General features: G+C 74.6%; 20 protein-coding genes. 7 read left to right on the forward strand and 13 right to left on the reverse strand.

Annotated elements, in window-relative coordinates; translation table 11 throughout:
• Window positions 1-22 precede the first annotated feature (22 nt).
• A complete protein-coding gene (locus ACFFHU_RS23150) occupies window positions 23-889 on the reverse strand; it encodes an aldo/keto reductase (protein ID WP_377342190.1) in 867 nt (288 codons plus the stop codon).
• Here ACFFHU_RS23150 and ACFFHU_RS23155 point away from each other — a divergent pair.
• Window positions 854-1645: a GntR family transcriptional regulator gene (locus ACFFHU_RS23155; protein WP_377342191.1), complete on the forward strand. Its 792-nt coding sequence runs from the start codon at window positions 854-856 to the stop codon at window positions 1643-1645. The genes ACFFHU_RS23150 and ACFFHU_RS23155 overlap by 36 nt on opposite strands.
• Before the next feature lie 99 nt (window positions 1646-1744).
• Here ACFFHU_RS23155 and ACFFHU_RS23160 read toward each other — a convergent pair whose 3' ends face one another.
• The 6 genes from ACFFHU_RS23160 to ACFFHU_RS23185 all read right to left on the reverse strand — a co-directional run bounded on the left by ACFFHU_RS23160 (window position 1745) and on the right by ACFFHU_RS23185 (window position 7008).
• Complete coding sequence (locus tag ACFFHU_RS23160; protein WP_377342193.1) at window positions 1745-2548, reverse strand: cellulose binding domain-containing protein; 804 nt, start codon at window positions 2546-2548, stop codon at window positions 1745-1747.
• Between the two features lie 162 nt (window positions 2549-2710).
• Complete coding sequence (gene mshC / locus ACFFHU_RS23165) at window positions 2711-3949, reverse strand: cysteine--1-D-myo-inosityl 2-amino-2-deoxy-alpha-D-glucopyranoside ligase (protein ID WP_377342195.1); 1239 nt, start codon at window positions 3947-3949, stop codon at window positions 2711-2713.
• Between the two features lie 158 nt (window positions 3950-4107).
• On the reverse strand, window positions 4108-4926 hold the full coding sequence (locus ACFFHU_RS23170) for an Rv2133c family protein (RefSeq protein WP_377342196.1): 819 nt from the start codon (window positions 4924-4926) through the stop codon (window positions 4108-4110).
• Window positions 4923-5534 (reverse strand): Rv2134c family protein, encoded by a 612-nt coding sequence (locus ACFFHU_RS23175; RefSeq protein WP_377342198.1) that lies wholly within the window; start codon window positions 5532-5534, stop codon window positions 4923-4925. The genes ACFFHU_RS23170 and ACFFHU_RS23175 overlap by 4 nt, the downstream gene beginning before the upstream one ends.
• A gap of 64 nt (window positions 5535-5598) precedes the next feature.
• Entirely contained in the window at window positions 5599-6324 is a 726-nt protein-coding gene (locus ACFFHU_RS23180; protein ID WP_377342521.1) for an Rv2135c family putative phosphatase, read from the reverse strand.
• A gap of 177 nt (window positions 6325-6501) precedes the next feature.
• A complete protein-coding gene (locus ACFFHU_RS23185; protein ID WP_377342200.1) occupies window positions 6502-7008 on the reverse strand; it encodes a tetratricopeptide repeat protein in 507 nt (168 codons plus the stop codon).
• Between the two features lie 164 nt (window positions 7009-7172).
• Between ACFFHU_RS23185 and ACFFHU_RS23190 the strand changes: the two genes are divergently transcribed.
• Entirely contained in the window at window positions 7173-8156 is a 984-nt protein-coding gene (locus ACFFHU_RS23190; RefSeq protein ID WP_377342201.1) for an ArsR/SmtB family transcription factor, read from the forward strand.
• A 6-nt stretch (window positions 8157-8162) separates the two neighbouring features.
• On the opposite strand, the gene ACFFHU_RS23195 is transcribed toward ACFFHU_RS23190, so the two are convergent.
• Both ACFFHU_RS23195 and ACFFHU_RS23200 read right to left on the reverse strand, forming a co-directional pair.
• On the reverse strand, window positions 8163-8990 hold the full coding sequence (locus ACFFHU_RS23195; protein ID WP_377342522.1) for an undecaprenyl-diphosphate phosphatase: 828 nt from the start codon (window positions 8988-8990) through the stop codon (window positions 8163-8165).
• A gap of 29 nt (window positions 8991-9019) precedes the next feature.
• Entirely contained in the window at window positions 9020-10072 is a 1053-nt protein-coding gene (locus tag ACFFHU_RS23200) for an LLM class F420-dependent oxidoreductase (RefSeq protein ID WP_377342203.1), read from the reverse strand.
• A 163-nt stretch (window positions 10073-10235) separates the two neighbouring features.
• On the opposite strand from ACFFHU_RS23200, the gene ACFFHU_RS23205 reads away from it, so the two are divergent.
• From ACFFHU_RS23205 to ACFFHU_RS23215, 3 genes are all read left to right on the forward strand, one after another.
• Window positions 10236-11207 carry an aldo/keto reductase gene (locus ACFFHU_RS23205; protein WP_377342205.1) on the forward strand — a complete coding sequence of 324 codons (972 nt, stop codon included), beginning with the start codon at window positions 10236-10238 and terminating at the stop codon, window positions 11205-11207.
• Window positions 11208-11835: 628 nt separating this feature from the next.
• Complete coding sequence (locus tag ACFFHU_RS23210; protein ID WP_377342207.1) at window positions 11836-12708, forward strand: winged helix-turn-helix transcriptional regulator; 873 nt, start codon at window positions 11836-11838, stop codon at window positions 12706-12708.
• A 261-nt stretch (window positions 12709-12969) separates the two neighbouring features.
• Entirely contained in the window at window positions 12970-13161 is a 192-nt protein-coding gene (locus tag ACFFHU_RS23215) for a DUF5703 family protein (RefSeq protein ID WP_377342208.1), read from the forward strand.
• A gap of 187 nt (window positions 13162-13348) precedes the next feature.
• Here the strand turns inward: ACFFHU_RS23215 and ACFFHU_RS23220 are convergent, their stop codons facing one another.
• A complete protein-coding gene (locus ACFFHU_RS23220) occupies window positions 13349-14011 on the reverse strand; it encodes a hypothetical protein (protein ID WP_377342210.1) in 663 nt (220 codons plus the stop codon).
• Between the two features lie 46 nt (window positions 14012-14057).
• Window positions 14058-15386: a M20/M25/M40 family metallo-hydrolase gene (locus ACFFHU_RS23225; protein ID WP_377342212.1), complete on the reverse strand. Its 1329-nt coding sequence runs from the start codon at window positions 15384-15386 to the stop codon at window positions 14058-14060.
• Window positions 15387-15467: 81 nt separating this feature from the next.
• Here ACFFHU_RS23225 and ACFFHU_RS23230 point away from each other — a divergent pair, with 81 nt between their 5' ends.
• Window positions 15468-16121: a hemerythrin domain-containing protein gene (locus ACFFHU_RS23230; protein WP_377342214.1), complete on the forward strand. Its 654-nt coding sequence runs from the start codon at window positions 15468-15470 to the stop codon at window positions 16119-16121.
• A gap of 58 nt (window positions 16122-16179) precedes the next feature.
• Window positions 16180-16428 (forward strand): hypothetical protein, encoded by a 249-nt coding sequence (locus tag ACFFHU_RS23235; RefSeq protein WP_377342216.1) that lies wholly within the window; start codon window positions 16180-16182, stop codon window positions 16426-16428.
• A gap of 36 nt (window positions 16429-16464) precedes the next feature.
• Here ACFFHU_RS23235 and ACFFHU_RS23240 read toward each other — a convergent pair whose 3' ends face one another.
• Entirely contained in the window at window positions 16465-16815 is a 351-nt protein-coding gene (locus ACFFHU_RS23240; protein WP_377342217.1) for a DUF3140 domain-containing protein, read from the reverse strand.
• Window positions 16815-16997 carry a hypothetical protein gene (locus ACFFHU_RS23245; protein ID WP_377342218.1) on the reverse strand — a complete coding sequence of 61 codons (183 nt, stop codon included), beginning with the start codon at window positions 16995-16997 and terminating at the stop codon, window positions 16815-16817. Before ACFFHU_RS23245 ends, ACFFHU_RS23240 begins: the two co-directional genes overlap by 1 nt.
• Window positions 16998-17000: the final 3 nt, after the last annotated feature.

The raw sequence follows: 17000 nt of genomic DNA on the forward strand, positions 1-17000 counted from the left end.
GGAGCGGGACTCACGCCCCGGCTCAGCGGCCCGCCCATCCGGGCTTGACGGCCATCATCCGGGCGGTCTTGCCGGCGTCGGTGTCGACCAGGTCGCCCAGCGTCTCGTCGACCCGGCGCAGCAGCTCGTCGCCGAGCACCCGGCGGATGAACGTCGGCGCCCGCCCGCCGGCGGTGGCCCGCGATCCCTCCGGCGGCCGCTGCCCGGGCAGGTACTTGCCGGTCAGCACCCCCTGGGCGAGCGGCTGGAACGCGACCTGGCCGATCCCCTCCGCCGCGCACAGCGGGACCACCTCCGGCTCGATGACCCGCCAGAGCATGTTGTACTGCGGCTGGTTGGCCACGATCCGCCCGCGCAGCCCGAGCTCGTCGGCGAGGGCGAGCGCCGACCGCAGCTGCGCCGCGGTCCACTCGGAGACACCGAGGTAGCGCACCTTGCCCTGCCGGACCAGGTCGTCGAACGCGATCAGCGTCTCCACCAGCGGCGTGTCGTCGTCGTACCGGTGCGCCTGATAGAGGTCGATGTGGTCGGTGCGCAGGCGGCGCAGTGAGGCGTGGCAGGACTCCATGATGTGCTTGCGGGACAGGCCACGGTCGTTCGGCCCGTCACCGGTCGGCAGGCACACCTTCGTGGCGATCTCGACCGATTCGCGGCGGACGCCGCGCAGCGCCTCGCCGAGCACCTCCTCGGCGGCGCCGCGGGCGTACACGTCGGCGGTGTCGAAGGTGGTGATCCCGGCGTCCAGCGCGGCGCGGACGCAGGCCAGCGTGGCACTCCGGTTGCGGTTGCCCTCCGCACAGTCCGTACGGCATCCTAGGAACCTAGCTGTCGGTTGACCGAAGGGTGCGCGCAGATGCAGATCAACCCGGGCGCCGCCGAGTTCCCGCACCGGCAGATCGCCAACCACATCAAGGCGCGGATCCGGCAGGGCGACTGGGCCGCGGGCGAGCGGCTGCCGTCCATCCCGGCCATCGCCGAGATGTTCGGAGTGGCGAAGCAGACCGTCCAGCGCGCCGTCGACCAGCTGCGGGTGGAGGGCGTGCTGATCACCAAGCCCGGCTCCGGGACGTACGTGCGGGGCACCCGGCGCCGGCTCAACCGGCTCTCCCGGGGCCGGTACGGCGGCTTCCGGGGCTACCATGCCGACCTCGCGGCCCGGTACCGGCAGCAGCTCACCGAGGTCGGTCGGGCGCCGGCGCCGCCGGAGGTGGCCGACGCGTTCGGCGTGACCGACGGCACCGAGCTGGTCGTCCGCCGCCATCTGGTACGCACCGAGGACTCCCCGGTGGAGATCGGCGCGTCCTGGTTCCGGGTGGCCGACGCGCAGGGCACCTCGCTGGAACTCACCGAGGCGTTCGGCCGGCCGCTCTACCAGGAGGCCGAGGAGGAGATCGGCCGCCGGTACGCCACCGCCACCGACACGATCACGGCCCGGCAGCCCAGCCGGGAGGAGGCCGAGCTGCTGCAGATCCGGCCGGACACCCCGGTGCTGCACCTGCTGCACGTCGCCTACGACCAGGCGCACAAGCCCATCGAGGTGGCCCAGGCCACCTGGCCGGGACCGGTCACCACGCTCACCGAGGAATACAAGATCCCGGGCCCGGCGGCGGAGCCGGCGCCGGATCCGGGCCTGGTGCTGGGCTGACCGTGCGCGGCGAGGGCCCCGGCTCGGCCGGCGAGACCGGCCGAGCCACCGCGGGCGCCGGCCCAGCCGGCGAGACCGCCGGCCGGACCGGGCCGCGGCTCAACCCGCGCAGGCCACGCCGTTGAGGACGTAGTTGAGCGGGTGACCGTCGTTGGTCCGCCAGCTGCCCTGCAGGCCGAAGGAGACGCTGCCGCCGGCGGGGATCGACGCGTTGCTCGGCACGTTCCGCGCGGTCACCGTGGCGCCGCTCTGGCTCAGCACGGCGTTCCACGCGTTCGTCACCCGCTGGTCGCCGGAGAAGGTGAACACCAGCGTCCAACCGTTGATCGCGACGGTTCCGGTGTTGCTGACCTGCACGGTCGCCACGAAGCCGCCCCGCCACTCGCTCTGCAGCACGTACAGCACGCTGCAGGACTGGCTGGGACCGCCGCTGCCGCTGATCGCCAGATCGGCCGTCTTCTCCCCCAGGACCGTGCCGTCGGGGCCGCTGATCCGCACGCTCAGGTGCAGCGACGTCGCGGTGCAGCCGCTGAAGACGAAGTACGTCAGCGACGCGCTGCCCGTACCGGCGGCCGGCAGGCTGATCTGCTGGCCGACCGGGTCGATCGCGGCGCAGCCGGGCGGGATGGCCGTCCCGTTGCCCTGGAACCGGCCGTACCACTGCGAACTCACCTGCAACGGTTGGTCGGTGCAGTTGCGCACCTGCACGGTCGCCGTCGAGCGGCCGCCCGGGTCGATGCTCGGCGGGTTGAACGTGAGGCTGCTGATCTCCGCGATTCCGGTGCCGGCGCAGCCGGCCTCGGTCGACCCGGTGGCGGCGTGCGCCGGGCCGGTGAGCCCGACCAGGCCCAGCAGGGCCGTCGTCAACAGCGTGAGTGATCTGAGCAGGACCGGCGTCCGCATGGTTGCTCCCGCGGGGGTCGGCCGGGCCAACGGCGGGGACGGTACCGGTGAGCCTGGCGGGGATGGTCCCGCACATGATGCCGACATACATCGGAGATAGTCAATACGCCGACCGGGCCGGTCAGGGTCTTCCGGCCCGACCGGCCCGGTGACGGGACGGCGTCAGAGGCGGATGCCGAGCAGCGCGTCGACCGTGGCGGCGGCCAGGGCCGGCGCCTCGGCGTCGTCACCCGTCCCGGCCAGCGCCGCCTCGGCCCAGGCGTCCACCAGGGCCAGCGTGCCGGCGGTGTCCAGGTCGTCGGCCAGCCGCTCGCGTACCCCGGCCAGCAGATCGGCCCCGGACGGCCCGGCGGGGGCCGCGGCGGCCGACCGCCAGCGGGCCAGCCGGGCCTCGGCGGTGGCCAGCACCTCGTCGGTCCACGGCCGGTCGGCGCGGTAGTGCCCGGCCAGCAGGCCCAGCCGGACGGCCATCGGGTCCACCCGGTCGGCCCGCAGCCGGGACACGAAGACCAGGTTGCCGCGGGACTTCGACATCTTCTCGCCGTCCAGACCGATCATGCCGGCGTGCACGTAGTGGCGGGCGAACGGCACCGTCCCGGTGAGCCGCTCGGCGTGCGCGGCGGAACACTCGTGGTGCGGGAACACCAGGTCGTTGCCGCCGCCCTGCACGTCGATGGTCGGCCCCAGCAGGTCCAGCGCGATGGTGGCGCACTCGATGTGCCAGCCCGGCCGCCCCGGGCCCAGCTCGCCGCCGGGCCAGGACGGCTCGTCCGCGCGGGCGCCGCGCCACAGCAGCGGATCGAGCGGGTCGCGCTTGCCGGCCCGGTCGGGGTCGCCGCCGCGCTCGGCGAACAGCTCCAGCATCTGGGCCCGGTCGAGGTTCGACTCCGACCCCCACCGCGGCGCGGCCGCGATGTCGAAGTACACGTCGCCGGTGCCGTCCTCCAGCCGGTACGCCGCGCCGTCCTTGACCAGCAGCAGGACCTTCTCGGCGATGTCGGGGATGGACTCCACGGCGCCCACGTAGTGCGCCGGCGGCAGGATCCGCAGCGACTCCATGTCCTCCCGGAACAACGCCGTCTCGCGCATGGCCAGGACCACCCAGTCCTCGCCATCGCGCTGGGCCCGCTCCAGCAGCGGGTCGTCGATGTCCGTCACGTTCTGCACGTACGTCACCGGCAGCCCGGCGTCCAGCCACAACCGCTGCACCAGATCGAAGGTGATCATGGTGGCGGCGTGCCCGAGGTGAGTGGCGTCGTACGGCGTGATGCCGCAGACATACAGCGTGGCCGCGCCCGGCGGGCGGGTGGGGTGCACGGCGCCCCGCGCCGAGTCGAACAACGCTGGCGGCCGACCGGTCCCCGGCAGCCGCGGCACCTCATGCCCCGCCCAAGATTCCATGGGCCAAGCCTAGCGAGCCGTCGCGGGCGGCCCGTCCCACCAAGCGGGCTGTGATCAGGACGACAGGGACGCCCGGGGCGTGGCCGGGCGCTGCCGGTCGGAATGTCGGCGCCGGCGGACCGGCCCGGCGGGGCCGGAGCGTCCGGACGGCAGCCGGGTCAGATCGGCGGCCAGGGCACCGCCGGCCAGTCCTGGGACGGGCGGGGAAACCGGCCCCGGGTCCGCAGCCGGGTCACCCGGGCGGCGGTGGCGGCCACCTCGGCGCGGGTCAGATGCTCGGCCAGCCCGTCCCCGAGCGGGCCGGCCAGGTCCTCGGACAGCCGGTCCAGCACCTCCACCGCGTCCGGCGGCAGGGTCCGGCGGGCCCAGCCCCAGAGCACCGTCCGCAGCTTGTCCTCGACGTGGAAGCTCACCCCGTGGTCGACGCCGTAGATCCGGTCGTCCGGGCCAACCAGCACGTGCGCGCCCTTGCGGTCGGCATTGTTGATCACCGCGTCGAAGACCGCCAGCCGGGCCAGTCGCGGGTCGTCGGCGTGCGCCAGCGCGTACGGCAGGCCGTCCTCGTCCTGCGCCGCGGCGATCCGGAACCAGCGCGGCGGCAGGCTGTCCGCCGGCACGAACCCGACCAGCGGCTCGAGGTCGTCCGGTTCGTCGATCCAGAGCTGACAGGCGCCCGGGCCGAACGGCCCGTCCCGCAGCACGGTGGGCGGCACCACGTCCCAGCCCGTGGCTCGGGAGACGAGGTACGCGCTGACCTCCCGGCCGGCCAGCGTGCCGTCCGGGAAGTCCCACAGCGGCCGTTCCCCCGCCACCGGCTTGTAGACGCAGCGGGCCGTCACCCCGTCCAGGGTGATCACGCCGCGCAGCGTCGTGTTCGACGCGTCGACCAGCCGGCCCTCCAGCTCGACCTCGCCCTCGCGTAGCAGCCGCAGGGCGGTTTCGTCGTCGAGCACCGGCTGCAGATCCGGCGAGGTCACCGGTGGTAGCCGTTGTGCCGCGGGCAGAGGTGCCCGGCGGGGTCGAGCGGCTGGCCACAGAGCGGGCAGGGCGGCCGGCCGGCCGCCACCACCCGGCGGGCCCGGTCGATGAACTCGCGAGTCGCCTCCGGGGTCAACCGCACCCGCAGCCGGTCCAGGTCCGGATCCGGCTCCTCGTCCTCGTCGATGGCGTCCTCGCCGACCGCGTCCGGCTCGTCCTCGAGGTCGGCCTCGGCGCCGGACAGCTCGATCTCCGCCTCCGCCTCGCCGGCCGCGATCGCCTCGATCACCACGGTGGCGGTGTCGACGTCGAAGGCGAGCCCGAGCGTCCCGACCCGGAACTCCTCGTCCACCGGGGTGTCCAGCGGCTCGTTGTCGGTCGCCGACAACGGCGGATCGGGCAGTTTGACGCCGAACCTCCGGTTCGCCTCGCTCAGCAACTCCTCGAGCTTCTCGGCCAGCAGCGACACCTGGACCTTCTCCAGGGCCACGCTGACCACCCGGCCACCACCACGAGCCTGCAGGAAGAACGTCCGCTCCCCCGGCGGACCCACGGTCCCGGCGACGAACCGCTCGGGCGGCTCGAAGGCATGCACCTGGTGGGTCATACCCAGAACCCTAGCCCGCCCGTCGACGGGCCGCGCAGCGCACCTCGGCGATTCGGCACCGCCCTCACCCGACCCGTCCGGCGTCCGCGCTGCCCGTCCCGCCGCCCACCGGCGCGTCCGATTCGGCCGCCCGGGACCGGCGGCGCCGGGCCCGCTTCGGCGGCACCAGACCGGCCAGGTCGCCGCCGGTGTCGTTGAGCCGCAGCAGGAACGGGCGGGTGGGGGTGTACCGGATCGCGGTGATCGAGGCCGGATCGGCGACGATCCGCTGGAACAGGTCCAGGTGCAGGCCGAGCGCGTCCGCCACGATGGCCTTGATCACATCGCCGTGGCTGCACGCCAGCCAGATGGCGTCCGGCCCGTGCTCGGCGGTCAGCCGGGCGTCCCAGGCCCGCACCGCGCCCACCGCGCGGTGCGCCATGGCGGCCATGGCCTCCCCGTCCGGGAAGACCGCCGCGCTGGGATGCTGCTGTACGACGGGCCACAGTGGATCCTTGGCCAGCGTCTTCAGCGGCTGCCCCTCCCAGGCGCCGTACCCGCACTCGATCAGGCCGTCCTCGGTCGCCGGCTCGGTGCCGGGCAGCGCCAGCTCGAGGGTCTGCCGGCAGCGCACCAGCGGGCTGGTCACCGCCGCCACCAGGGGCAGGCCGGCCAGCCGGGCGCCCGCGGCGAGCGCCTGGGCCCGGCCCGTCTCGTCGAGTTCCACCGGCTGCCGGCCCGCCAGCCCGCCGGTGGCGTTCGCGGTGGTCCGGCCGTGCCGGAGGAGCAGAAGAGTCGCCACGAGCATCAGCCTACGGAGCCGGCCAGGGCCGCGGCGGGGCACCTCCGGCCCGGCCCGCCGGCCGGCCGGGACCCCGACGCGGTCGGCCCGCTCGGCGGCCGGCGGGACGGGCCGGCCGGGACCCCGGCGCGGTCGGTCCGCCCGGCGGGCAGCGGGACGGGCCGGCCGGGGCCGCGGCTGCGCCGCTCACTCGGGTTCCACCAGCAGCCGGGCGTAGGCGGCCATCGACCGCTGGTAGCGCGGCAGGTGCCGGGCGAGGGCGGCCACGGCGATCGACACCGCCTCCCGCTCCCGGCCCACGCTGGTGAGCGCCAGCGCCAGGGTGGCGCTGACCGCGTCGTCCAGCTCGTCGGAGCCGCGCCCGCGCTCCTCGGTGAGCAGCCGTACGCTCTCCTGCGCCTGCCCCACGTTGCGCAGCGAGCTGGACAGCTGGATCACCGAGCGGCGCCGGCGGATCCCGTCGATGCCCTGCTCCAGCGCCCGGCGGTAGAGCGGAACCGCCCGGTCCGAGTGGCCGGTGGAGTCCCACGCGCAGGCCCGCTCGAAGGCCGCCACCGGGTGGTCCGGGCCCAATTCGTCGGCGAGCGCCCCGACCCGGTCGCGGAACTCCTCCTCGTCCCAGTGCTCGGGCGCGGCGTTGAACGCCGCCCACAGGTCCGCGCTGCGCTGCTCCCAGTCGGCGCTCGGATGCATGACCGTCCTCCTCGTGGTGAAACCGTTAACAGGGGTCCCTTGCTATACGAAAAGCGATAACAAGGGGCCCTTCCTTTCTGACGGGGGCCACTCTGCTGGCGCTGGTAGCTTGGGGGCCAGTGATTCGGTGTGGGCCGAATCAGTGGGTCGGGAGGGACGCGCGGATGGCGGTCACGCTGCGGTTCGGCCCCGCCGACCTGCTGCGCTGCCGGTTCGCCGTCTCGCCGATGCTGGAGACGCTGTCCGCGATCCGGCTGCTCTCCCCGCGCGAGGGCGTCGGCCCGCACGGCCGCTGGCTGGACACCCGGGACACCCGCGACCTCGACCTGCGGCCCATCGCCCTGCTCCAGCCGCGCCGGGGCTACACCCCCGACTTCCTCTCACCGCCGCCGGCCGGCCCGCTCGCCCGGTTCGAGGACGAGCTCGCGGCCGTCGCGGCGACCGACCACGAACGGGTACGCGCCGAGCTGCGGCGCTCGCTGGCCGACACCCCGGGGGCGGCCGACTCGGCGGCCGGACGGCGCCTGCTGGGCCCCCCGGCCGAGGTCCTGCCGATGCTGGTCTCGCTGGTGCGCCGGGCCTGGGAGGTGCTGGTCGAGCCGGTCTGGCCGCAGGTGCGCGGGCTGCTGGAGCGCGACGTGGCCTTCCAGAGCCGGCGGCTGGCCGAGGGCGGCCTGGACCGGCTGTTCGCCGAGCTGCATCCCCGGCTGCGGTGGCACAACGGCGTCCTGACCCGGGAGTACGGTGACCACGAGCACCGCGAGCTGCGCGGCGAGGGGCTCGCCCTGGTGCCCAGCGTCTTCAAGTGGGACCAGGTCGTCGTCGTCGTGGATCCGCCGTGGCAGCCCACCGTGATCTATCCGGCCCGCGGCCTGGGGACCCTCTGGCAGCCCCGCTCCCCGGGCCGGCACGCGGCGCTCGGCCGGTTGCTCGGCCGGACCAGGGCGGCGCTGCTGACCGGCCTCGACGAGCCGGCCAGCACGACGGTGCTGGCCCACCGGCACGCGCTCGCGGCCGGCACCGTGTCCGAGCACCTGTCGGTGCTGCGCGACGCCGGTTTCGTGGCCGGCGACCGGCACCGGCACGAGGTGCGCTACCGGCGCACCCCGCTGGGCGACGCCGCGGTCGGCCAGCCGGCGCGCCGGTAGGGCGGCTCAGGTGGCGGCGATGGTGCCGGTCATCAGGAGGGCCAGCACCAGGCTGCCCAGGGCCACCCGGTAGAGCACGAACAGGTAGAGCGTGTGGTGCGCCACGTACCGCAGCAGCCAGGCGATCGAGGCGTACCCGAGCACGAACGCGATCACGGTGGCCACCACCATCTGCGCGCCGGACGGGTGATGATCGCTCTTGTTGAAAACGTCCGGGATGCTGAACACGCCGGAGATCAGCACCGCGGGGATGGCCAGCAGGAAGGAGTAGCGGGCGGCGGCCTCCCGGGTCAGGCTGAGGAAGAGCCCGGCGGTGAGCGTGCCACCGGACCGCGACACCCCGGGGATCAGCGCGAGGGCCTGGGCGAAGCCCATGACGACGCCGTCCCTCATCCGGAAGTTGTTGATCGTCCGGGTCTGCCGGCCCCAGTACTCGGCGAAGGCCAGCACGAAGGCGAAGACGATCAGCACGGTGGCCACCAGCCACAGGTTCCGGGCCGCCGTACGGATGTCGTCCTTGAACAGCAGCCCGAAGATGCCGATCGGGATGGTGCCGACGATGACGTACCAGCCCATCCGGTAGTCCAGGCTGGATCGCACCGAGCGGTCCCAGATCCCGACCACCCAGGTACGGGTGATCCGCCAGATGTCCTTCGCGAAGTACACCAGCACGGCCGCCTCGGTGCCCAGCTGCGTCACCGCGGTGAACGACGCGCCCGCGTCCTCGTTGAAGAAGATGGCCGAGGTGATCCGCAGGTGCGCCGACGAGCTGATCGGCAGGAACTCGGTCAGCCCCTGCACGATGCCCAGGACGATGACCTCCACCCAGCCCATCTGGGTGCCCACGCCGACCGGTGTCGGGCTCACTCGGCCACCCCGGACAGCTCGAACGCGGCCGCCACCGTGCGCAGCGTCTCGACGCCGCTCTCCCGGTCGGCCGCGAACAGCGTCACCGACAGCGTGGTCACGCCGGCCTCGGCGTACGCCCGCATCCGCTCGGCGATCCGCTCCTTCGGGCCGAGCAGCGAGGTGCGGTCGATGAACTCCAGCGGTACGGCCGCCGCGGCGTCCCGCTGCCGCTTGGCCAGGTAGAGGTCCTGCACCTCACGGGCCGCGTCGCCGTACCCCATCCGGGTGGCGAGCTGGTTGTAGAAGTTCTGCTCCCGGCTGCCCATGCCGCCCACGTACAGGGCCGCGTACCAGCGGACCAGCTCGGCGCAGGAGGCCACGTCGTCGCCCACCACCACCGGCACGCTGGGCACCACGTCGAACCCGGCCAGCTCCCGGCCGGCCCGCGCCCGGCCGGCGGCCACCGAGGCCAACTGCTCGGCCGCGAACTCCGGCGCGAAGAAGATCGCCAGCCAGCCGTCGGCGAGCTCGCCGGCCAGCTCGAGGTTGCGCGGGCCGACCGCGGCCAGGTAGATCGGGATGTGCTCGCGCGGCGGGTGGAAGCCCAACCGCAGCGCCTTGCCCGGGCCGTCGGGCAGCGGCAGCGTGTAGTGCTGGCCGGCGTACTCGACCTGCTTGCGACCCACCGCCAGCTTGACGATCTCCACGTACTCGCGGGTCCGCTGCAACGGCTTGGCGAACCGCACCCCGTGCCAACCCTCCGAGACCTGCGGTCCGGACACGCCCAGGCCGAGCCGGAACCGGCCGCCGGACAGGGCGTCGATGGTGGCCGCGGTCATCGCGGTCATCGCCGGCGACCGGCCCGGGATCTGCATCACGGCGGAGCCCAGGTCGATCCGCTCGGTCTGGCCGGCCAGCCAGGCCAGCATGCTGGGCGAGTCGGAGCCGTACGCCTCCGCGGCCCAGACCACCGAGTAGCCGAGCCGGTCGGCCTCCTGTGCCAGGGCGAGATGATCGGCGGGCGTGCTCCACGCCGTCTGGTAACCAAGGCTGAGCCCGAGTCGCACTGGTCCTCCCCCATCCGCAAAGTCGCATCAGGGTACGCAATCAACCTGGGGAGGCCGATCACCGGCTCGCCCGGACCGTGATCGGAGCGTCGGATCCGCGACGAAGGCCGGTTCGGCGGGTGCGAGGATATCGGCGGGTGGCGAAGGATAATACAGTTCTGCCATGCAGCAACGACCGCTCGGCCGCAGCGGGCTGGCGGTTTCCCGGCTCGCGCTCGGCACCATGACCTGGGGCCGGGACACCGATGCCGACGACGCCGCCGCGCAGCTGAAGAGCTATCTGGACGCCGGCGGCAACCTGGTGGACACGGCCGACGTGTACGGCGACGGCGACGCCGAGGCGGTCATCGGATCGCTGCTGGGCACCCTGGTCGACCGGGACGACATGCTGATCGCCACCAAGGCGGGGCTGCGGCCCGGCGCCACCCGCCGCCGGGACAACTCCCGGGGCCACCTGCTGCGCACCCTGGACGCGTCGCTGCGCCGGCTCGGCACCGACCACGTCGACCTGTGGCAGGTGCACGGGTACGACCCGGCCACCCCGCTGGAGGAGACGCTGACGGCGCTGGACCACGCCGTGGCCAGCGGCCGGGTCCGGTACGTCGGGGTGTCCAACTTCTCCGGCTGGCAGACCGCCCAGGCCGCCAGCTGGCAGGCCGCCTTTCCCGGGCGCGCGCCGGTGGTGGCCACCCAGGTCGAGTACTCGCTGCTGGAACGCGGCATCGAGCGGGAGGTGCTGCCCGCGTGCGCGGCGCTGGGGCTGGGCGTGCTGCCCTGGTCGCCGCTCGGCCGGGGGGTGCTGACCGGCAAGTACCGGCACGGCCGGCCGGCCGACTCCCGGGCGGCGTCCCCGCACTACGAGCCGTTCGTGGCCCGCTACCTGGAGCCGCGCTGCTCCAGCATCGTCGAGGCGGTCGCCACCGCGGCCGGCGGGCTCGGCGTGTCGCCGCTGGAGGTGGCGCTGGCCTGGGTCCGGGACCGGCCCGGGGTGGTGGCGCCGATCCTCGGCGCCCGGACCGTCGGCCAGTTGCTGGGCGGGCTCCAGGTCGAGCGGATCACCCTGCCCGGGGAGATCAGCCGGGCGCTCGACGACGTGTCGGGCGTACCGGTGGGTTATCCCGAACGCGACGGCTGATCGCCGCCACGGCCCGGCCCTCCGGGAGCCGAACGGCCCCGCGGACCCGGCACGCGGGTTGCGACGTCGTTCAGCCCGCCGACCGCGACGGCGGGGGCAGCGGCGGGACGCCGTCGCGCCGGTCCGGGTCCGGCGGTGGGCACGGGATCCTGCCCGCACGGGTTCGCCGGGCCGGTTTCCGTCCGGCGGGCGGCATCGCGGCATCGACCGACGAACGCACCCGGTGTCGGGCCGCGCGGACCGGCAGGCGCCCCGGATGTCGGTAGGCGCCGACCGGCGAGCGCACCGGATGTCGGGCCGCGCGGACCGGCGGGCGCCCGGATGTCTGGGCCGCGCCGGCGGCGGCCCCGAGCCCGCCGCCGACCCGCCCATCACCGATCGCCCGGGCGATCGGATACGCCGGTCCCGTCCGGACCGGTCCCGTCCGGACCGGTCCCGTCCGGACCGGTCCGGGGCCGGGCGTGCCGGACGCGTGGCGCCGTCGGCAGACGCCCGTGGTGGCCGCCCGGGCGCGCCCCGGCTTTGACAGGCTCGTCGGCACCGGCGGTATCCTTTCCCAGGTGGGTTCCTATTGGGAACCTACTGATGCGCCCGGTGATTGTCCAGGGCGATCGGGGAGGATGCGAGGGTGGCCGGCCGGGAACGCGTGGTGGACGAGGTGTGCGGGGTGGCCCAGGCCGCCGCGGTCGCCGGCGACTGGTGGAACCTGCTGGTGCTGCGCGAGGTGGCCCGGGGCCGGCACCGGTTCGACGAACTGGCCACCGAGCTGTCCATCTCCCGCAAGGTGCTCACCGAGCGGCTGGGCCATCTGGTGGCGCACGGGATGCTCGGCCGGCACCCGTACTCCGACCGTCCGGTGCGGCACGAATACCGGCTGACCGACCGGGGGGTGGCGTTCCTGCCGGTGCTGGTCGCCATGCAGGACTGGGCCGACCGGTGGCTCCTCGGCGACGGCGAGCTGACCGCGTCCGCCGCCCCGGCGGGCCCGGAGGCCGTCCGGATGCACGCCCTGCCCGGCGCCCGGATCCCGCCGGAGGCGCTGCTCACCGGCACCGACGGCCGCCCGGGTGATCCCGTCGACGGGGCCGCCCGGGCCACCGTGCTGTTCACGTACCCGGCCACCGGGCGGCCGACCCCGCTGCCGGCCGGCTGGTCGGACATTCCCGGCACGGCGGGATGCACCCTGGAGAACCGGCTGTTCCGGGACCGCTGGCCCGAGTTCACCGCGGCCGGCGTGGCCGTCCGCGGGGTGAGCACCCAGCGGCCGGATGAGCAGGCGGCCTTCGCCGCGGCCGAACAGGTGCCGTTCCCGCTGCTCTCCGACGCCGACCTGCGGCTCGCGGCCGCCCTGCGGCTGCCGGTCGTCCGGATCGGGCAGCAGCCGCGGCTCAAGCGTGCCGTCCTGGTCACCGGCCCGGACCGGGTGATCCGGCACGTCATCTTCCCGGTCCTGGACATCCCGGCCGCCGTCGACGAGGCCCTGGCCCACGCCCGGCGCTGATCCCGACCACCCCGGACCCGGGTCGTCGCGGACCGGCCGGCGCGGCGAGTCCGGGCTAACCCGGGCGTGGCCGGCCGTGATCCCGGGCCAACACGGACGCGGCCGACCGTGATCCCGGGCCAACACGGACGCGGCCGACCGTGAGTCCCGGGCCAACGCCGGCGCGGCCGGCCGTGATCCCGGCCACCGCTGGCCGGATTCGGGCGGCCCGCCGCGGCCGGGGACTGGTGCCGGCCGGACCGGCTGGGCAGGATGGAACGCATGGACTACGAATACGCGCCGCTGCGGTTACCACCGAACGTCGACCGGGTTACCGCGACGGCGCAGCTGGCCATCCAGGCGGAGTTCTCGGGCTGGGAGCTGGCCCGGGTGCGCCTCTACCGCGACGGCACCCGGCAGATCATGCTCCGCCGCCGGGTCGTCAACGCCCCGCAGCCCGGCCTGTCGTACTGAGGCGGCGCCCGGACCGGCCGGCGGTCCGGTTTTCCGCCGGGCCCGCCCACTCTGGGCAGTCAGGATCGATCCCGACGTGGCCGGGCCCGGCGGAGAACCGTCGTGGGCGGCGGGCGCCGCCGACGGCAATCGCAGCTCGGCAACCCGGAGCGCTCCTGGCCCCGGCGGCCTCGCGACGGCTCACGCGTCAGCGCGCCGGCTGGTCCTCGGAGTCGGGCAGGAACGGGTGCTCGTCGAGCCGGCCCACCAGCTGGTCTGAGTCCGCCGGCCGGAACGGCCCGGCGCTGTCGTCATCCTCGAACGCCTCCAGGTCCAGCGGGGCCGCCACCTCGCTGACCATCACCAAGCCGTCCAGCGGGTCCAGCTCGGGGATGTCCAGCGCGGCGAGCGAGCCGTCGCCGGCCTGCAGCAGCTCCAGCACCGCCTCGCCGACCGCCTCGACCGGCTCGGCGTCCTCCCCGTCCGGCATCCCGGCCCGGCGGGCGGCCTCGGCCACCCGGATCAGCGCGGCCACGCTGGGCACCCGGAAGTCCCGGCGCTGGCGCACCGACAGCACCCGCGGGTGCGGATCGGCCTCCTCGGCGCCGTCGGCGCCGCCGAGGCCCACCCCGAACCGTTCGTCCGCCTCGTCCGGGTCGATCGAGTCGACGTCCCAGGGCGTCACCTCCCCGTACGCGTCGAGCAGCCGCTCGTCGTACTCGTAGGAGGCATTGTTGAGCGCCACGTACGCCTGCCAGACATCGTCGTCGTCGACCCGCCCCTCGGCGGTCTTGACGGCGGCCAGGTGGGCCCGCGCGGCCTCGATGACCCGCTCGAGAGCGGCATCCAGGTCGGCGTGCTGGTCGGTCATGGTGGTGGGTGTCCCTTCCGGAGGTACGTGGACGGCGGGTCGGGGATCAGCTGGCGCGCAGGAAGCGGTCCAGCACCCGCACGCCGAACTGTAGTCCGTCCACCGGTACCCGCTCGTCAATGCCGTGGAACAACGCGGAGAAGTTCAGATCGGCGGGCAGCCGCAGCGGGGAGAACCCGAAGCACCGGATGCCCAGCCGGTGCCACGCCTTGGCGTCCGTACCCCCGGAGAGCATGTAGGGCACGGGCCGCGCGCCCGCGTCCTCGGCCCGCAGCGCCGCGGCCATCGCGTCCACCAGCGCGCCGTCGAAGGTCGTCTCGATGGCGTCCTGCCGCTGGATGTGTTCCATCTCGATGTCCGGGCCGATCAGCTCGCGCAGCTGCTCGACGATCAGCTCGGACTGCCCGGGCAGGCTGCGGCAGTCGATCGTGGCGGTGGCCCGGCCCGGGATGACGTTGTCCTTGTAGCCGGCGGCCAGCCGGGTGGGGTTGGCCGTGTTGCGGATCGTGGCCCCGATGATCGTGGCGATCGGCCCCAGCTTGGCGATGGCGGTCTCCGGGTCGTCCGGGTCCAGCTCCACCCCGAGCGCCTCGGACACCTGCTCGAGGAAGGCCCGCACGGTCGGGGTCACCACGGTCGGGAAGCGGTGCCGGCCGATCCGGGCCACCGCCTCGGCCAGCGCGGTCACCGCGTTGTCGTCGTGCACGAACGAGCCGTGCCCGGGGCGCCCCTTGGCGTGCAGCCGCAGCCAGTTGATGCCCTTCTCGGCCGTCTCGATGAGATAGAGCCGCAGGTCGTCGCTGACCGTGTAGGAGAACCCGCCCACCTCGCCGATGGCCTCGGTGCAGCCCTCCAGCTCGTCGGCGTGCCGGTCGACCAGGAAGTGCGCGCCGTAGTCGCTGCCCGCCTCCTCGTCCGCGGTGAACGCCAGCACGATGTCCCGCTCGGGGCGCACGCCGGTGCGCTGCCAGTGCCGGACCACCGCGAGCGCCATGGCGTCGAAGTCCTTCATGTCGATGGCGCCGCGCCCCCACAGGTAGCCGTCGCGCAGCTCACCGGAGAAGGGATGCACCGACCACTCGGCCGGATCGGCGGGTACGACGTCGAGGTGCCCGTGCACCAGCAGCGCGCCGCGGGACGGGTCGGTGCCCGGGATCCGGGCCAGCACGCTGGCCCGCCCCGGGGCCGACTCGTGGATGCGGCTGTCGACGCCCACCTCGGCCAGCTTGCCGGCCACGTACTCGGCCGCCAACCGCTCGCCGGCGCAGGTGTCGTTGTCGCCGGTGTTCGTGGTGTCGATCCGCAGCAGGTCGCGGCACAGGTCGACGACCTCGGCGTCGACGGCCGGGGCGGGGGCTTCCGGGGCACTGGTCATGCCCCTTCATACCAGCCCCGGTTTCGCCGCGCCCGCGGCCGGGTATCGCCGCTGGCACACCACGCGGAGACGGAGGGCCCGATGAGCGCCGTTCCCCTGCCACCGCTGCCCCCGGATCCCGGCGGGCCGGCCGACGACTATCGGCCCGGCGGGCGCAACATGGTCGACCTGCTGGCCGCCGAGCACCACCGGATCGACGGGCTGTGCGCGGAGCTGGTCGACGGCGGCACGGCGCCGGACCGGCGGCGGCAGGTGGCCGAGGTGCTCACCGCCACCGTGGTGCGGCACCTGTCGGCCGAGGAGCAGTACCTCTACCCCACCGTCCGGCTGGCGCTGCCCCACGGCGCGGAGCTGGCCGACCGGGAGGTCGCCGCCGATATCAGCCTGCTGGCGTCGCTGAAGGAGCTCACCGCCGCCGACCCCCGGGACGACGCGTACGACCGGCGGTGCCGGGCGGTGGCCGGGCTGCTGCGCCGGCACGCGGTGGCGGCGGCCACCGAGCTGTTCCCGCCGCTGCGCGCGCTGGCCAGCGATGCCGAGCTGATCCGGTTGGGCAACCGGGTGGAGATCGCGGCCGAGGCCGCGCCGACCCGGCCGCGCCCGTCGACGCCGGCCACGCCGCCGTGGAACCGGGTGGTGGACCCGGCGGTGGGCGTGCTGGACAAGGTGCTGGACGCGGTCACCCGCCGCCGCACCTACGTCGAGGACCTGGTGCCGCGGTCGCGGACCCGCTGACCCACCGGGTCGCACCGAGCCAGGTGCGAAACGGACGCCGCGGGGTACAGACGCGAGCATGACGGATTCGAATCGAGCAAACGGGCCGGACCGCGACGACCTGGAGACGGCCCGGCGGGCCGCCGCCGCGCACACGGCCGCGTCCCGCGACGTGGAGGCGTTCCTGCGCCGCGTCCCGGAGGTGCCCGGGCCGGCCGAACTGGCCGAGTACGCCACCCTCATCGCCCGGGAGGAGGAGCTGCGGGCCCAGCGACTGGACGCCGCCGACGCGGCCGGCCTCACCGCCCCCAGCATCGAATCCCCCTGAGCCCACCCCCGCGCCGGGGGCCCCGGTGCCGGCGGGTCAGCGGTCGGCGAGCGGGTCGTGGCCGAGGTCGAGCAGCGAGTGCCGCCAGTCCTCGTCGGTCACGCCCGTGGCCGTGCGCGCCGCCAGCAGCCGGCGGACCTCCGCGACCGTGTCCCGCATGGTCGCGATGTCCTCGCCGGTCAGGTCCACCTTCCGCTTCCCCTTGATGGCCAGGATCGAGCGTCCGGGCTCGGGCAGGTCCATGCTCGGATCGGCGCCGAACGCCGCCTCGCCGGAGCCCTGCGTCAGCAGCCAGGTCCGCAGCTGGTCGGAGGTGACGTTCACGCAGTCGTGGAACTCGGTCCACAGCTCCTCGACGCCGGGTTCGATCCGCTGGTCACGGGCCATCAGGAAGCCTCCTTCGTCGGGCGCTCGTCATCCCCCGCCCCCTCGGAGCCGGCGTCCTCCTCGTGCCGACAGGGCCCCTCGTGGTCCCCGGGGCAGCGGACCCGGCGGGGGTTGGCGGTGGGCGAGAAGAGGATCGCGTCGGTCTTCGGCGTCTTTTCCCGGTCCTCCTCCGGCTCGGTCATCGC

This window comes from Plantactinospora siamensis (assembly GCF_042434095.1).
Lineage (GTDB): Bacteria > Actinomycetota > Actinomycetes > Mycobacteriales > Micromonosporaceae > KBS50.

Coding starts and splice junctions, on each gene's coding strand:
- ACFFHU_RS23155 (WP_377342191.1), top strand. CDS start 854: ATGCAGATCAACCCGGGCGCCGCCGAGTTCCCGCACCGGCAGATCGCC.
- ACFFHU_RS23160 (WP_377342193.1), bottom strand. CDS start 2,548: ATGCGGACGCCGGTCCTGCTCAGATCACTCACGCTGTTGACGACGGCC.
- mshC (WP_377342195.1), bottom strand. CDS start 3,949: ATGGAATCTTGGGCGGGGCATGAGGTGCCGCGGCTGCCGGGGACCGGT.
- ACFFHU_RS23175 (WP_377342198.1), bottom strand. CDS start 5,534: ATGACCCACCAGGTGCATGCCTTCGAGCCGCCCGAGCGGTTCGTCGCC.
- ACFFHU_RS23185 (WP_377342200.1), bottom strand. CDS start 7,008: ATGCATCCGAGCGCCGACTGGGAGCAGCGCAGCGCGGACCTGTGGGCG.
- ACFFHU_RS23190 (WP_377342201.1), top strand. CDS start 7,173: ATGGCGGTCACGCTGCGGTTCGGCCCCGCCGACCTGCTGCGCTGCCGG.
- ACFFHU_RS23195 (WP_377342522.1), bottom strand. CDS start 8,990: ATGGGCTGGGTGGAGGTCATCGTCCTGGGCATCGTGCAGGGGCTGACC.
- ACFFHU_RS23205 (WP_377342205.1), top strand. CDS start 10,236: ATGCAGCAACGACCGCTCGGCCGCAGCGGGCTGGCGGTTTCCCGGCTC.
- ACFFHU_RS23215 (WP_377342208.1), top strand. CDS start 12,970: ATGGACTACGAATACGCGCCGCTGCGGTTACCACCGAACGTCGACCGG.
- ACFFHU_RS23220 (WP_377342210.1), bottom strand. CDS start 14,011: ATGACCGACCAGCACGCCGACCTGGATGCCGCTCTCGAGCGGGTCATC.
- ACFFHU_RS23225 (WP_377342212.1), bottom strand. CDS start 15,386: ATGACCAGTGCCCCGGAAGCCCCCGCCCCGGCCGTCGACGCCGAGGTC.
- ACFFHU_RS23230 (WP_377342214.1), top strand. CDS start 15,468: ATGAGCGCCGTTCCCCTGCCACCGCTGCCCCCGGATCCCGGCGGGCCG.
- ACFFHU_RS23235 (WP_377342216.1), top strand. CDS start 16,180: ATGACGGATTCGAATCGAGCAAACGGGCCGGACCGCGACGACCTGGAG.
- ACFFHU_RS23240 (WP_377342217.1), bottom strand. CDS start 16,815: ATGGCCCGTGACCAGCGGATCGAACCCGGCGTCGAGGAGCTGTGGACC.
- ACFFHU_RS23245 (WP_377342218.1), bottom strand. CDS start 16,997: ATGACCGAGCCGGAGGAGGACCGGGAAAAGACGCCGAAGACCGACGCG.